11 protein-coding genes are annotated in these 14419 nt (G+C 34.8%); 10 read left to right on the forward strand and 1 reads right to left on the reverse strand.

Features of this window, described 5'->3' with window-relative positions; genetic code table 11:
* Positions 1-55 precede the first annotated feature (55 nt).
* The 10 genes from ACQY63_RS11000 (at position 56) to ACQY63_RS11045 (ending at position 13724) form a co-directional block, all read left to right on the forward strand.
* Positions 56-1810, forward strand: coding sequence for a DNA/RNA helicase domain-containing protein (locus ACQY63_RS11000; protein ID WP_428245232.1), 1755 nt, complete (start codon positions 56-58; stop codon positions 1808-1810).
* Positions 1811-1820: 10 nt separating this feature from the next.
* Complete coding sequence (locus ACQY63_RS11005; RefSeq protein ID WP_022165911.1) at positions 1821-2141, forward strand: nucleotide pyrophosphohydrolase; 321 nt, start codon at positions 1821-1823, stop codon at positions 2139-2141.
* A 19-nt stretch (positions 2142-2160) separates the two neighbouring features.
* Complete coding sequence (locus ACQY63_RS11010; protein WP_022165910.1) at positions 2161-2619, forward strand: low molecular weight protein-tyrosine-phosphatase; 459 nt, start codon at positions 2161-2163, stop codon at positions 2617-2619.
* 180 nt (positions 2620-2799) lie between these two features.
* The gene (locus tag ACQY63_RS11015; RefSeq protein WP_412336383.1) at positions 2800-4398 is read left to right on the forward strand and encodes a Na+/H+ antiporter NhaC family protein; all 1599 of its coding nucleotides are present in this window, start codon (positions 2800-2802) and stop codon (positions 4396-4398) included.
* Between the two features lie 374 nt (positions 4399-4772).
* Positions 4773-7532 carry a glycoside hydrolase family 16 protein gene (locus ACQY63_RS11020; RefSeq protein ID WP_428245233.1) on the forward strand — a complete coding sequence of 920 codons (2760 nt, stop codon included), beginning with the start codon at positions 4773-4775 and terminating at the stop codon, positions 7530-7532.
* A gap of 167 nt (positions 7533-7699) precedes the next feature.
* Positions 7700-8824 (forward strand): aldo/keto reductase, encoded by a 1125-nt coding sequence (locus ACQY63_RS11025; protein WP_022165907.1) that lies wholly within the window; start codon positions 7700-7702, stop codon positions 8822-8824.
* 117 nt (positions 8825-8941) lie between these two features.
* Entirely contained in the window at positions 8942-9760 is an 819-nt protein-coding gene (locus ACQY63_RS11030) for an AAA family ATPase (protein ID WP_022165906.1), read from the forward strand.
* Positions 9761-9772: 12 nt separating this feature from the next.
* Positions 9773-10972 carry a hypothetical protein gene (locus ACQY63_RS11035; protein ID WP_022165905.1) on the forward strand — a complete coding sequence of 400 codons (1200 nt, stop codon included), beginning with the start codon at positions 9773-9775 and terminating at the stop codon, positions 10970-10972.
* Between the two features lie 296 nt (positions 10973-11268).
* Entirely contained in the window at positions 11269-13188 is a 1920-nt protein-coding gene (locus ACQY63_RS11040) for a glycoside hydrolase family 16 protein (RefSeq protein WP_428245234.1), read from the forward strand.
* Entirely contained in the window at positions 13188-13724 is a 537-nt protein-coding gene (locus ACQY63_RS11045) for a histidine phosphatase family protein (RefSeq protein ID WP_022165903.1), read from the forward strand. The genes ACQY63_RS11040 and ACQY63_RS11045 overlap by 1 nt, the downstream gene beginning before the upstream one ends.
* Positions 13725-14079: 355 nt before the next feature.
* On the opposite strand, the gene ACQY63_RS11050 is transcribed toward ACQY63_RS11045, so the two are convergent.
* Positions 14080-14349 carry a spore coat protein gene (locus ACQY63_RS11050; RefSeq protein WP_022165993.1) on the reverse strand — a complete coding sequence of 90 codons (270 nt, stop codon included), beginning with the start codon at positions 14347-14349 and terminating at the stop codon, positions 14080-14082.
* Positions 14350-14419: the final 70 nt, after the last annotated feature.

Raw genomic sequence — 14419 nt, forward strand, 5'->3', positions numbered from 1 at the left:
AAATTAAATACTATAGAAACTAATGAATACAGTGGAAAAAAAGAAAGGAAAAAAGATGAAAAGTAGCGTGGCACAGCCAATTATTAAACAAATTGATGATAATAGTAATGCTTTAGATTATTTTGAAAAAGTGTTGTTGCCTAATGAAAATGAAAATACACAGGAAATTATTGCAAAGTTCCCAACAGTGTATATTCATAATTGGCAGGAATCAGGAAATTATGAAGTATATGTTGGTGAATCAAATGATATTTTTAAGAGAACACGTCAACATTACGAGACAGCATTGAATAATTCAAAATGGCAAAGTCAGCTGTTGAAAAAGGATGCAAAGCTTTTTATTATAGGTCATGAACATTTTAACAAATCATTAACATTAGACATAGAAAATCGATTAATGCATTATATGATGAGTGTAGAGAGTGTAAAGCATGTACATAATTTAAGGGATAATCCACAGGCTAGTTATTATCCAATGGAAGAATTAGATGAAATATTTAGCAAAATATGGAGAGGACTTAGAAGAGAAAACAAGGATTTATTTCCTACTGAAGGAGCCATAAAAGATTCGGCAATATATAAAGCATCCCCACTTCATAAACTTACAAAAGAACAGGAAAATGTAAGAGAGTTAATTATTGAAAAAGTTTCAAAAGCACTGGAGAATGATTCAAAGAAACAACTTATTTTTGTAGATGGTGAAGCGGGAACCGGAAAGACTGTGTTAAATAGTAGCACATTTTATGAATTATATTGTCAGGCAGAGGAAAACAAAAAAGATTTAAAATGTTATTTACTTGTTAATCATGATGAACAAATTACTGTTTATGAGCAGATAGCAGAGAAACTTGGCTTGACGGAAAGATATGGAAAAGTTGTAAGTAAACCAACAACTTTTATTAACAATCATTCCATAGAAAATCCAGTGGATGTGGTATTTGTAGATGAGGCACATTTGCTTCTTACGCAAGGCAAGCAATCATACCGTGGAGAAAATCAGTTGAAAGACATTATTGATAGAGCACGTGTGACAGTAGTAATGTTTGATGAAAATCAGATTCTTACAACAGAACAATTTTGGGAAGCGCAGATTCTTGAAAAATATAGAAATCAGGCAAAGACAAACAATACACATATTGTATTAGATAAACAACTTCGCATGCAGGCAGATTCTGCAACAATGGATTGGATAGACTCTTTTACAAAGAAGGGAATTGTAAAGAAGATACCAAATACATTTGGTGGATATTCAATAAAAATATTTGATAAACCAGAAAATCTTGATATAGAGATTCAGAAAAAGGCCAAAGAAGGTAACTCTGCTCTATCACGTGTGATAGCAACATATGATTGGAATTATAGTTCGAATCATAAACCTGACGACCGATTGAAAGAATATTGGGAAGTGCTTATTGGAAATTGGCATAAACCATGGAATCGTCAGTTAGAGTCAGAACTTTCTAGAAAAGAAAAGAGAAAAATTAAAGGCTTAGCATGGGCAGAACAGCCACAAACAATCAATGAAGTAGGATCAACATTTACTATTCAAGGTTTTGATTTAAATTATGTAGGGGTAATTCTCGGACCATCTGTAAAATATCGTAATGGAAAAGTAGTGTTTGACCCATCGGAAAGCCATAATGAAAAGGCTATAAGAAATAGAACCTTATCTGATGGTACTAAAAAGAAGTTTGGTGAAATGTTGATTCGGCATGAAGTGAGAGTTTTAATGACACGTGGCGTTAATGGAATGTACATATATGCATGTGATTCTGAACTGAGAGAAGCATTAATAAAGGCATCAAAATAAAGGAGCAATTATGAAACAGGAAACAATAGATAGAATACGAAAATTTACAACTGATAGAGAGTGGGGACAATTTCATTCTGCTGGAAATCTTGCAAAATCAATATCAATCGAAGCAAACGAACTATTGGAATGCTTTCAATGGAGTGATACAGAATATAATTTGGAACATGTAAAAGAAGAATTGGCAGATGTGATTGTTTATTGTCAGGATATGCTGGATAAGCTAGAATTAGATGTAGATGAAATTGTGAACAGCAAAATGGACAAAAACGAAGCTAAATATCCCGTTGAAAAGGCTAAGGGAAATGCTAAAAAATATGATGAGTTGTAGGAAAAAAGGAGAACAACCAATGACAAAAATCTTATTTGTATGCCACGGCAACATCTGCCGCTCAACCATGGCACAGTACGTGCTTCAGCACATGGTAGAGCAGGCAGGAATGGCAGAACAATTTTATATTGACTCGGCGGCAACCAGTTTCGAAGAAATCGGCAACGGTGTGCATTCGGGTACACGAAAAAAACTTGCGCAGGTTGGCATTCACTGTGGCAATCACAAGGCAAGACATTTAGAAAAGTCAGACTATGACCAATTCGATTATATTATCGGCATGGACAGTGCTAATATGAAAAATATTGCACGTATTGTTGGAAATGATTATAAGGGAAAAGTTTATAAACTTTTGCAATTTGCAGGGGAGACAGGAGATATTGCAGATCCCTGGTACACAGGAAATTTTGACGCTACATACGAGGACGTAGAGAAAGGTTGCAGAGGTTTTCTTGAGTTTTTAAATGAAAGGAGCTAGTTATGAAACAGGTAACTTTAGGAAAAACACATAAATTCCTTTTTAACAATTTTCTTATTAATAAAAAAGTGATAATATAAAAAGGCAAAGGTAAAAAATAGAAAACGGAGGAGAAAGTTAAAGCTAATTTAACTAAAAAACATTATGGAAAAAAGAAAAGGTTTAACAGCTAGAAGGCTTATGGCACTTTTTTGTGTTTCAGCACTTTTAGTGGTTGTTTGTGCCACAGTTGTTTTAGGCGCAGACAAGGCAAAGTATTCCCCTGTAGTTTTTTCTACAGGTTGGGCGTTATTACCACCGGTTGTAGCTATTGCACTGGCGTTAATAACTAAAGAAGTTTACAGTTCATTGTTTATAGGTATTGTTGTTGGTGCTGTTCTTTATGGCGGTGGCAATGTTGAAAGAACAATACTCCATGCTTTCGGAGATGACAATGGCGGATTTGTAAGTGTTTTAACAGATTCATACAACGTAGGTATTTTAATATTCCTTGTTATTTTGGGAACTATTGTTGCTATGATGAATAAGGCCGGCGGTTCGGCAGCATTTGGAAAATGGGCAAGCGAGCATATTAAAACAAAAGCAGGTGCACAGCTTGCAACTATTTTATTGGGTGTTTTGATTTTTATTGATGATTATTTTAACTGTCTTACAGTTGGTAGTGTAATGCGTCCGGTAACTGACAAGCATAACGTATCACGTGCAAAACTTGCATATTTAATAGATGCAACAGCAGCACCGGTTTGTATTATTGCACCGGTTTCTTCATGGGCGGCAGCAGTAAGTGGTTTTGTAAAAGGGGAGGACGGCTTAACTTTATTTGTAAGAGCCATTCCTTATAACTTTTATGCAATTTTAACTGTTGTAATGATGGTTTCTATGGTTCTTTTAAAAGTTGAATTCGGCCCAATGGCAAAACATGAGAAGAATGCTGACAACGGTGACTTATTTTCAATGGGCGATAGAACACAGAACATTCAGGAAGATGAGCAGGGTAGCTCGAAAGGTAAAGTAATCGACCTTGTTATTCCGATTTTATGTCTTGTGGTTTGTTGTGTAATTGGAATGATTTACACAGGTGGATTTTTCAAAGGAAAAGACTTTATTACAGCATTTTCAAACAGTGATGCTTCAGTAGGTCTTGCTATCGGAAGTTTCTTTGGTTTGGTTATTACAATTCTTTTGTATGTAATTAGAAGAGTTCTTCCATTTAAAAATTGCATGGATTGTTTAGTTGATGGTTTCAGAGCAATGGTACCAGCCATTTTAATTCTTACAATGGCATGGACTTTAAAATCAATGACAGATTCTCTTGGAGCAAAAGAGTTTGTTGCAATGTCAATGAAATCTGTTGCAGGAGATTTTATTTCATTATTGCCTGCTGTTATTTTCTTAGTTGCATGTTTCCTTGCGTTTGCAACAGGAACTTCATGGGGAACATTCGGAATCCTTATTCCTATTGTAGTTGCAGTATTTGAGGGCAGCAATTATGAGTTAATGATTGTTTCAATTTCAGCCTGCATGGCAGGTGCTGTTTGCGGTGACCATTGTTCACCAATTTCAGATACCACGATTATGGCTTCGGCGGGTGCAGAGTGTGACCATGTAAATCACGTATCCACTCAGTTACCTTATGCTATTGTGGCGGCAGTAGTTTCATTTTTCTCATTTATAATTGCAGGCTTTGTCCGCAATGCATGGATTGTGCTACCGATTGCAATTCTTATGATGATTGTGGTAATTGCTTTAATTAACATTGTTCAAGAAGATAAAGAATAGCATAAAATTGGAGTAAAAGCCAAGTATAAGCTTTCAAAATAAAAACATAAATTTTTAAAAATCTGTATTAGGTTAACCTGGTAGATTACCAGTGAACTTAATACAGATTTTTTTCTCCAAAAATATTTTTTATTACTTAAAAAATAAGAAATTCCGTAAGAACAATATAAATTGGGGAATAGTTTATGGAGAAAGCATTAAAACTTAAAAAATAAAAATGTTTTTATAAAAAAAGTGGACTAAATAAAAAATAAAGAGTTTTGTGAATAAAATGTGAGCGATATAATAAAAGAACATTTAACATGGGGAAGCTCGAATAAACATTTTAAAGTATTTGGGCAGAAGAATATTGAGAAAGGAAGGAACGTGTTATTATGAACAGAGGGTTTAGTAAGAAAAATTGGTTTAACAGACTTGTTTCAATGGTATTAACTGTTGCACTTATGATTACAACAATCGGTGTTGTCTCAGTAAGTAAGAGTTCAAAGGTTTCAGCCGCAACAGCAGTTACATCAATGGACTATTATAACAGTGAAGAGGGACCAACAATTAAGAGAACAGGAACAGGTGCAGTAAGCTTTGGATTTGTTTTACCTAAGTTTAATGGAAAAGAACCAAAAGAATTGAATTATGATAATGTAAGAGATGACATTCAGTTGTACGTTAAACAGGAGAACGGCACAAGCGGCGAATGGAAGAAGATTGAAGAAGTTAAGTCTTTTGTATGGAATGAAACTTGGGGTATTGAACATCAGCTTAGCTGGGATGGCTGGGTTTGCTGGTTGAAAGTTTCAGAAACTACAGAATTCAGATTTCATAGCAAATCAAGTGGTGTAAACTTGGATTACACTTTAGAACTAGAAAAACTTGCAACTTATAAGCTTACAAGTATTTCTACTACAGAAGAAACAATTAAGGCAGACACAACAGGTGGTTCAGCTACACATTGGGGAGCATGGACTTTTAACGGTGACAAAAATATTAAGTATGAACAGATTCAGGATGATGTTGAAATTTTAGTTGACAATAACGATGGCAAAGGATTTGTACAGTTCCTTAGCAATGCAAATTCAGGTTTCAAATGGGATCAGAACTTTGGTTATTATTCAGATGGTGATGGCGGTTATTGGTTTACAAATATCAATTGGTCATTTACACTTCGTTTCAAATCAAAGTCAAATCCTGATGTAATGCAGGATGTAAAAGTTGTTTATGAGAAGCCTGTTAGAACAAGTTATGCTTTAACAGCTTATGAGGGAACTTCATACGATGCAAGCAAAGTTGAAACAGCATCAGTTGGTATTCCACTTCCAAAGATTGGTGGAACAGAAGCAATTAAGGATGATTTAGACTTATTCAAATATGAAGTAAAAGTCGACGGAAAATGGATTGCCCTTACAGACGTAGCAACTAGTGGTTGGGTTTACGAAGGAAATGGCTATAACAAATATTCATTAAGCAGTCAGTGGGGATATTTCATTGATCATGTTTATGGCTTATGGTTTCAGCCTGTAAGAGAAGATACAGAAATCAGAATCAGCTACCCTATTGATGGCAAAAAAGGTGGCGATGCAAGCAGCAATGCAATAATCTACACAATTAAGGGTAACACAGAATATAAAGCACAGTTACCTGCTGACATGACAGATATTAAAGTAGAAAACAGTTCAGAGGATTATGCTCCTGCAGGCTGGAAAATGATTTTCCATGATGAATTTGACGGAGACAAGCTTGATACTAATAAGTGGTCATACGACGAAGGATTCCTCCTCGAAGAAGATGATATTAATACAGCCGGTTGGGGAAATCAGGAATTAGAATATTATACAAGAGATAATGTATCAGTAAATGCTGGTAAATTAAATATCAATATGAAAAAACAGTCAAAGATATTTACACAGAAAAACGATTCTTCTAAGAAAGCAGAAGCAAAATATTCTTCAGGTAAGATAACAACAAAGGACAAGTTCTCAGTTAAATACGGAAGAGTAGATTTTAGAGCAAAAATGCCAACAGGTACAGGTGTATGGCCTGCAATGTGGATGCTTCCAAATGATTCAGTATATGGTTCATGGCCTTTATCAGGAGAAATTGATGTATTTGAAGGACGTGGACGTACACCAAACATGGTATTTGGTACATTACATTATGGTTCACAGTGGCCAAACAACATTAACTCATCTGATGCGTTTAACATGACTAAAAATGGAAATGTTAAAACAGGTATTGATGATTGGCATGTATACAGCGTAGTTTGGGATGCAGAAAATATTAAGATTTACTGTGATGGTAAATGCTACTTCAAATGTACAGCTGGAGAATGGTACTCAGGTTCAGACAGAGGTAATACATATGCACCATTTGATCAGAGATTTTACCTTATCTTAAACTTAGCAGCAGGCGGAACTTTTGATAGCGGTTATGTACCTGATGACAATTTCACATCGGCCATGATGGAAGTTGATTATGTTAGAGTATATCAGAGAAAAGTTGCATCAAATGAAGATGAACAGAATGATAAGAAGGCAAATGTAAAAACTGATGGTGCAAACGATGGCTTATATGGTGATTACAAGTTAGGTACAAAGATAATTACAAATCCTACAACTGAACCAACAACACCGGCACCAACAGAAACAACACCGGCACCAACAGAAACAACACCGGCACCAACAGAAACAGCACCGGCACCAACAGAAACAACACCGGCAGCAACAGAAACAACACCGGCACCAACAGAAACAACACCGGCACCAACAGAAACAACACTAGCACCAACAGAAACAACACCGGAATCAACAACAAAGACTCCAGTAAAAACAACAAAGCCACAGGTAAAAAAACCTATTGTTAAGAAGACTGTTGGCAAGACAAAGGTTAAGAAAGCAACTAAGAAGCGTAAGGCAAAGAAAATTAGCATCTTATTAAAGAAAGCTAAGAATGCAAAGAAATATAAAGTACAGGTTTCTAAGAGCAAGAAGTTCAAGAAGATTCTTGTTAAGAAAACTGTAAAGAAGATTAAGTTTACAATTAAGAGCAAAAAGCTTAAGAACAAGAAAAAATTATATGTAAGAGCCAAAGCTGTTGGTTGCAAAACATGGTCAAAACCTAAAAAAGTAAAAATTAAAAAGTAATTTATTTAGAAAGTAAGAAGTCTAGTAAGGACTTCTTACTTTTTTGCAACTTTGCTTGCCAAATAATTCATAAATTATTAGAATATAAAAGTAAATGTCTAGGAAAAATATTAGTAGAAATATTTATGGCTAAAGAATGATTTCTACAATTTTAATAAGGAGGAAATATGGCTAAAAAGAAGTTAGGATTTGGTTTGATGAGATTACCACTTGTAGACCCAAATGAAGCAGCAGATGTTGATATAGAAGAAATGTCCAAAATGGTGGACACATTTTTGGAACGTGGATTTACATATTTTGATACAGCTTGGATGTATTGTGGATTCGAAAGTGAGAATGCTACAAAAGAGGCTTTGGTAAAACGTCATTCAAGAGACAGCTTTACTTTGGCTGACAAATTGCATGGTGGATTTTTTAACACAATAGAAGAAGCAGATGAGATTTTTAATCAGCAGCTTGAAAAGACAGGTGTAGAGTTTTTTGATTACTACTTACTTCACGATATTGGTTTAGACCATTACAAGAAGTACACAGACCTTGGATGTTTTCAGTGGTTGGTTGATAAAAAGAAAGCAGGACTTGTTAAGCATATTGGTTTCTCATTCCACGATAATGCAGAGTTGTTGGACAAGGTTCTAACAGAACATCCGGAAATGGAATTTGTTCAGCTTCAGATTAATTATCTTGACTGGGAAAGTGAAGGCGTTCAGTCACGTAAATGCTATGAAGTAGCTACAAAACATGGGAAGCCGGTTATTGTTATGGAGCCGGTAAAAGGTGGAACTTTAGCTAATGTGCCTGAGGCAGTTGAAGAACATTTCAAGGCATACAATAGCGAAATGTCAGTGCCATCATGGGCAATTAGATTTGTGGCAAGTCTTGATAATGTAATGATGGTTTTAAGTGGTATGAGTAATATGGAACAGCTTCTTGATAACACTGATTATATGATGGATTTTAAACCATTAACAAAAGAAGAAGTTGACCTTGTTATGAAAGCTGCAGATATTTTAAATGAAAATATAGAAATTCCATGTACAGGTTGTTCATACTGTACTGAGGGTTGTCCAAAGAAAATTGCTATACCAAAGTATTTTTCTTTATACAATGCAGATAAACAGGAAGTAAAAGAAAAAGGCTGGACACCACAGGGGGAATATTATGACAGATTAACAGGAATTTTTGGTAAGGCAAGCGATTGTATTGCCTGTGGTAAGTGTCAGAAAATTTGTCCACAGAACTTACCAATTATTGAAGACTTAAAGAAAGTGGCAGAATATTTTGGAAAATAATAATGGTTTGAATATATAATTTTTTAATAATAAATTTGGGATTAATCTAATTTTATAGTTAAGAAATAATATAAGAACCGACTTTATAATAAAAAACTAAAAACGAAAGGAATTTAAATGGCAAAGGAAGCAAGATTTACAGGAACAGATACTTATGTAGCATCAGATGATTTAATGGCATCAGTGCAGGTGGCAAGAGAATTGCAGAAACCTCTTCTTATTAAAGGAGAACCAGGAACAGGAAAAACAATGTTGGCGGAGGCAGTTGCTAAGGCTCTTGACATGGAGTTACTTATTTGGAACATTAAGTCAACAACAAAGGCGCAGGATGGCTTATATATTTATGATACAATTCAGAGATTGTACGACAGCCAGTTTGGTGAAGCAGGAGTAGATGACATTGGACACTATATTAAGCTTGGAAAACTTGGTGAAGCTTTTAAGAAGGATAAGCAGGTTGTTCTTTTAATAGACGAAATCGACAAGGCAGACTTGGAATTCCCTAATGACCTTCTTTGGGAATTGGACAAAATGGAATTTTATATTAACGAAACAAAGGAAACAGTAAAGGCAAAGGTTCGCCCAATTGTTATTATTACATCTAATGCGGAAAAAGAATTGCCTGATGCATTTTTACGTCGTTGTGTATTCCATTACATTACATTCCCTGAACCGGCATTAATGAAGCAGATTGTAGATGCTCACTTTGAAAATTTAGAAGAGAATCTATTAGATCAGGCAATGAATACTTTCTATAAAATCAGACAGATTAGGGATTTAAGAAAGAAACCAAGTACATCGGAATTTATTGACTGGATTAGAGCATTAATGATTGGTGGCGTTGATCCTGAAACAATAAGCGTCAAGTTGCCATATTTAGGTGTGCTTATTAAAAAAGATGAAGATTTAGAAACAGTAAGACTTGTTAGCAGATAATATGGAGGAAATATGTTTACACCATTTTTCTACACATTGAAAAGTAATGGATTGGATATATCTACAACAGAATGGCTTACTCTTATGGAAGCTTTAGATAAGGGGCTGGCACATTCCAATTTTACTGACTTTTATTACTTGTGTAAAACAGTGCTTGTAAAAAGCGAAGCTGATTATGATAAATTAGATTCTGCTTTTTTAGAGTATTTTAAAAATATCAAAACTGATAAATTAAATATGGAAAAATTAAACAAATGGCTCCATAACGACAGTGACAGAGTTCGTTTAACTAATCCTGAAGATTTTGTAGATAAACGTACAGAGCGTGAGGCAAAAGAAGTTCACAGAATGTTTCGTGAAAGATTAGGCGAGCAACACACTGAGCATAACGGTGGAAATCACTGGATTGGTACAGGCGGTGGTTCGGCTTTTGGTAAAAACGGTCATGTAGCAGGTGGAATCCAACTTGGAAATGAAGCCGGAATGAAAACAGCATTTGCCGTAATGGGTGAGAGACGTTACAGAGATTTCAGAAGAGACACTAAACTTACAATGAGACAGTTTCAGGTGGCTTTCAGGGAATTACGCCAGTATTCACGAAAAATGGATTTGCCAAAGACAGAGTTAGATATTGACGGGACCATTTCTTCTACCTGTAATCAGGGTGGTTATCTGAAACTTGAGTTTCAGCAGCCTAGAAAGAATTCTGTTAAACTTATGCTAATTTTTGATAGTGGTGGGTCAATGTATCCTTACAGTGAATTATGCAACCAGCTATTTCAGGCAGTAAATAAAGCAAATCATTTTAAGGACGTAAAAACTTTCTACATTCACAATTGTATTTACGCAAAGTTATACAAAACACCTGAGTGTGCTCCGGGAGAATGGATTGACACAACTTATGCGTTTAATAACTATGACAAGGATTACAAGGTTATAGTTGTAGGTGATGCTGGAATGGCGCCGGAAGAATACTACGACAAAAACGGAAATTACAGCGGGCCTAATAACGGACTTTCAGGACACGAATGGATTCAGTTGTTTAAGAAGAAATATCCACATACCATTTGGCTTAATCCATCATTCCATGGTGATTTAACAAAGAATTACTGGATGGAATCAGAAAGAGCCATTAAGGAAATCATAGACATGTATCCATTGACAGTTAATGGCTTAAAGGCAGGAATTAAAAAGTTGATGTCAGATAAATAACACACTCCCTGTTATATTTGTTTCTTAAATGTATATAGGGTACAAAAAGGTGGCTACACAAAAGTGTAGCTGCTTTTTTTTGAAAAATTGCATAAAAATACTTGATAAAAACATTTTTCTTTGTTTATATAGAAATATAATTTTTGTTTAATGGGAAATTTATTGAAAAGTTTTGTTGAATGAATTTTACAGATAATTCAGAAAAGGCGGAAAGTAATTTTTAATTAACAATTATGATTGGGAAAGGAAGTTATTTGTTACATTATATCAGGTAGCAAAAGTACAAGGACAAAAACATGAAAAGAATAGCGAAAAAAGTGGGGGCTGTTGTAATGTCACTGGCAGTAGCTGTATCAGGAATTACAATTGGCGAAACAAAAACAAAGAGTGTAAAAGCTGCAAACAATTGGAACTTGGTATGGTCAGATGAGTTTAACGGCACATCTCTTGATACATCTGTATGGTCATACGAAATTGGAAACGGAAACTGGGGCTGGGGTAATGGAGAAATTGAATATTATACAAACAGAACTGACAATGTTAGAGTAGCAGACGGTTCATTACAGATTATTGCAAAAAAAGAAAATTATGGTGGACAGAAATATACATCAGGTAGAATTATTTCAAAGGGCAAGAAATATTTTAAATATGGAAAAATGGAAGCCAGAATAAAAGTAGAAAACGGAAATCAGGATGGTGTTTGGCCTGCATATTGGATGATGGGCGAAAACATGAACGAAGGAGTTGGTTGGCCATATTGTGGGGAAATTGACATTATGGAACATGCCAATTCCAACAACTATGTAGGTGGTTGTCTTCATTGGAATACAAACGGTTTAAATGGTGCCTATTCACATGGCTCATATGGAAGTGGTTTTGAAGGTGCAGAAAAAGCTTTTGGATATTACACTGACAATGAAAATAATGGAATTAACGGTTGGCATACATATACACTAATATGGGATGCTAATCATATGGAATGGCAGTTAGACGGAAAGACATACTTAAGTCAGTCAATTACAAGTAATAATGCATATTGCTTCCAGAAAGAACATTTTTTCTTATTTAACCTTGCTATTGCCGGACCGGGTACAGGATTTACTAACAATGTTACAGCTAATGATGCAACATTTAAGACAGCAACAATGTATGTTGATTATTTGAGAGTATATCAGCAGGGAAATGGAACAAATACAACTACTCCTAGTACAACAACAAAAGCTAACACAACAACAAAGCCGGCTACAACTACTAAGGCACCTGCAACAAGTCCCGTTGAAACAATTACAAAAGTTTCATACGAAGATACAGACTTAGTTGCTAATACAGATAAAAAATTCGGAACTTATTTTGATACAGAAAATAATAGCTGGGGTGGCGGAGTTACAGGTACAATTACTGACGCAACAAACAAAGGAATAACAGTTGCTTTGGATAAATTAGGAACTGACAGATGGGCTGCGCAGGCATCACTGGGAACTCTTAAATATTATCCAGGCTATACATACAAATACAATGCAACTATTACATCAGACATAGACAGAACGCTTGTAGTTAAAGTAGTAGGAAATGATGATGGACAGCATGACTCACCTGTATTAGAAAACAGAACAATTAATGTAAAAGCAGGTGTCCCTTACCATTTAAGTCTTGACGTAACAATACCTGCGGATTATACTTCAGAGTTGTATTTATATTACGGTCTTGGAAAAGGAAACGAAGAAACTGTAGATTCTAATGCAAAGAATACAATTAGCATTTCAAATGTAAGCTTTTCAACAACAAGAAAAGTAATTGAATCAGAAACAGTTAATCGTCCAACAACTACAGGTAACGGAAATACCGTTACATCAAATGAAGGTACAACAAATAACGTTACATCAAATGAAGGTACAACAAATAAGGCTACATCCGCTAAGGGCATACAGGCTACAAAGAAACAGTTAGGAAAAACTACTGTAAAGAAGGCAACAAAGAAGAAAAATTCTAAAAAAGTAAGCTTAAAGTTTAAGAAAGTAAAAGGCGCTAAAAAGTATCAGGTACAGTTTTCTAAGAGCAAAAAGTTTAAAAAGATAATATTAAAGAAGACAGTTAAAAAGACAAAGCTTACAATTAAGAAGACAGTTTTGAGAAATAAATCAAAACTTTATGTTAGAGTAAAAGCTGTAGGCAGCAATAAATGGTCAAAACCAAAGAAAGTGAAGATTAAAAAATAATGGCGCATATATATTTTACAAGACATGGTCAGACAGTTTGGAATGTTGAAAACAAGATTTGTGGAGCAACAGACAGTCCACTAACAGAATTAGGACACAAACAGGCAATTGAACTTGGAGAAAAAATTAAATCAGAAAATTTACAGATAGATGAAATTCTATGTTCTCCTTTGTCAAGAGCGGCTGACACTGCAAAACACATAGCAGAAATCACAGGTGTGCCACTACGTGTAGAACAGCGTTTGAAAGAACAGAATTTTGGCAAGTATGAATCAACTCCAAGACATGGAGAAGAATTTGAAGAGGCAAAACAAAATTTTATTTACGATTTTGATGGTGGAGAGACAATGCTACAAATGGCAGCAAGAATATATAGTCTTTTGGATGAACTAAAGGAACAGACAGACAAAACATATTTGTTGGTTGCTCATAATGGAATTTCAAGAATTGTGCAGTCATATTTTTATAATATGAGCAATGAAGAATTCGCAGCTTTTGGAATTAAAAACTGCCAGATTGTAGAATATGAATGGTAGTGGACGTTATGGTAACAGAATACAGGAGCCACAATGCCAGCAGATGACATCCCAACAAAATGCAGTGACCATAATGCTAGCAGATGATATCCCGACAGAATAAAAGAGCCATAAAGGCATAAAAGATTTTAAAAATAAAAAAGAGGCCTTCTCATAGCGATTCTGAAAAATTACAGTAATGATTTTTCGGGAATATATGAGAAGGTTTCTTTTTATTATATATTTTGTAATTACCATGTAGTTTATAGCTACTGTATAGCTTGTTAATTACGCTACAGCTGATATGCCATGTAGCTTTGGAATTATTAGACTGTTTATATGCAATATAGTTTTGCAATTACAATGCTATCATCTACTACACAGCTTTATATCCACACTGGAATTTGGTTTTGGCTTCCTGAATTTTCTTTGACTCAGCAGCAGGTGTAGGATAAAAGCCCATTGTATGCATTTGGTTAAATACATCTGTCTGGATTTCATGTTCCTTCTGTAACAAATCCATCATTGTGGATCTTAAATTTTCGTGTACACATTCATTTGCACTAAGATTATATAATGCAGTTGCGTTCTTTTCAGTGTTAAGGGCATCCCCTAAAATTTCTTTTTCTGTATAAATTTCTTCCATAAAAACCTCCTGATTATTTAGCTAATGAAATAAGTTTTGATTAGCCATCAAAATAAATTCTGCTTGAGTA

The sequence above is a fragment of the Eubacterium sp. Marseille-QA0814 genome (assembly GCF_965119675.1).
Classification (GTDB): domain Bacteria; phylum Bacillota; class Clostridia; order Lachnospirales; family Lachnospiraceae; genus Eubacterium_G.

Coding starts and splice junctions, on each gene's coding strand:
- ACQY63_RS11000 (WP_428245232.1), top strand. CDS start 56: ATGAAAAGTAGCGTGGCACAGCCAATTATTAAACAAATTGATGATAAT.
- ACQY63_RS11005 (WP_022165911.1), top strand. CDS start 1,821: ATGAAACAGGAAACAATAGATAGAATACGAAAATTTACAACTGATAGA.
- ACQY63_RS11010 (WP_022165910.1), top strand. CDS start 2,161: ATGACAAAAATCTTATTTGTATGCCACGGCAACATCTGCCGCTCAACC.
- ACQY63_RS11015 (WP_412336383.1), top strand. CDS start 2,800: ATGGCACTTTTTTGTGTTTCAGCACTTTTAGTGGTTGTTTGTGCCACA.
- ACQY63_RS11020 (WP_428245233.1), top strand. CDS start 4,773: ATGAACAGAGGGTTTAGTAAGAAAAATTGGTTTAACAGACTTGTTTCA.
- ACQY63_RS11025 (WP_022165907.1), top strand. CDS start 7,700: ATGGCTAAAAAGAAGTTAGGATTTGGTTTGATGAGATTACCACTTGTA.
- ACQY63_RS11030 (WP_022165906.1), top strand. CDS start 8,942: ATGGCAAAGGAAGCAAGATTTACAGGAACAGATACTTATGTAGCATCA.
- ACQY63_RS11035 (WP_022165905.1), top strand. CDS start 9,773: ATGTTTACACCATTTTTCTACACATTGAAAAGTAATGGATTGGATATA.
- ACQY63_RS11040 (WP_428245234.1), top strand. CDS start 11,269: ATGAAAAGAATAGCGAAAAAAGTGGGGGCTGTTGTAATGTCACTGGCA.
- ACQY63_RS11045 (WP_022165903.1), top strand. CDS start 13,188: ATGGCGCATATATATTTTACAAGACATGGTCAGACAGTTTGGAATGTT.
- ACQY63_RS11050 (WP_022165993.1), bottom strand. CDS start 14,349: ATGGAAGAAATTTATACAGAAAAAGAAATTTTAGGGGATGCCCTTAAC.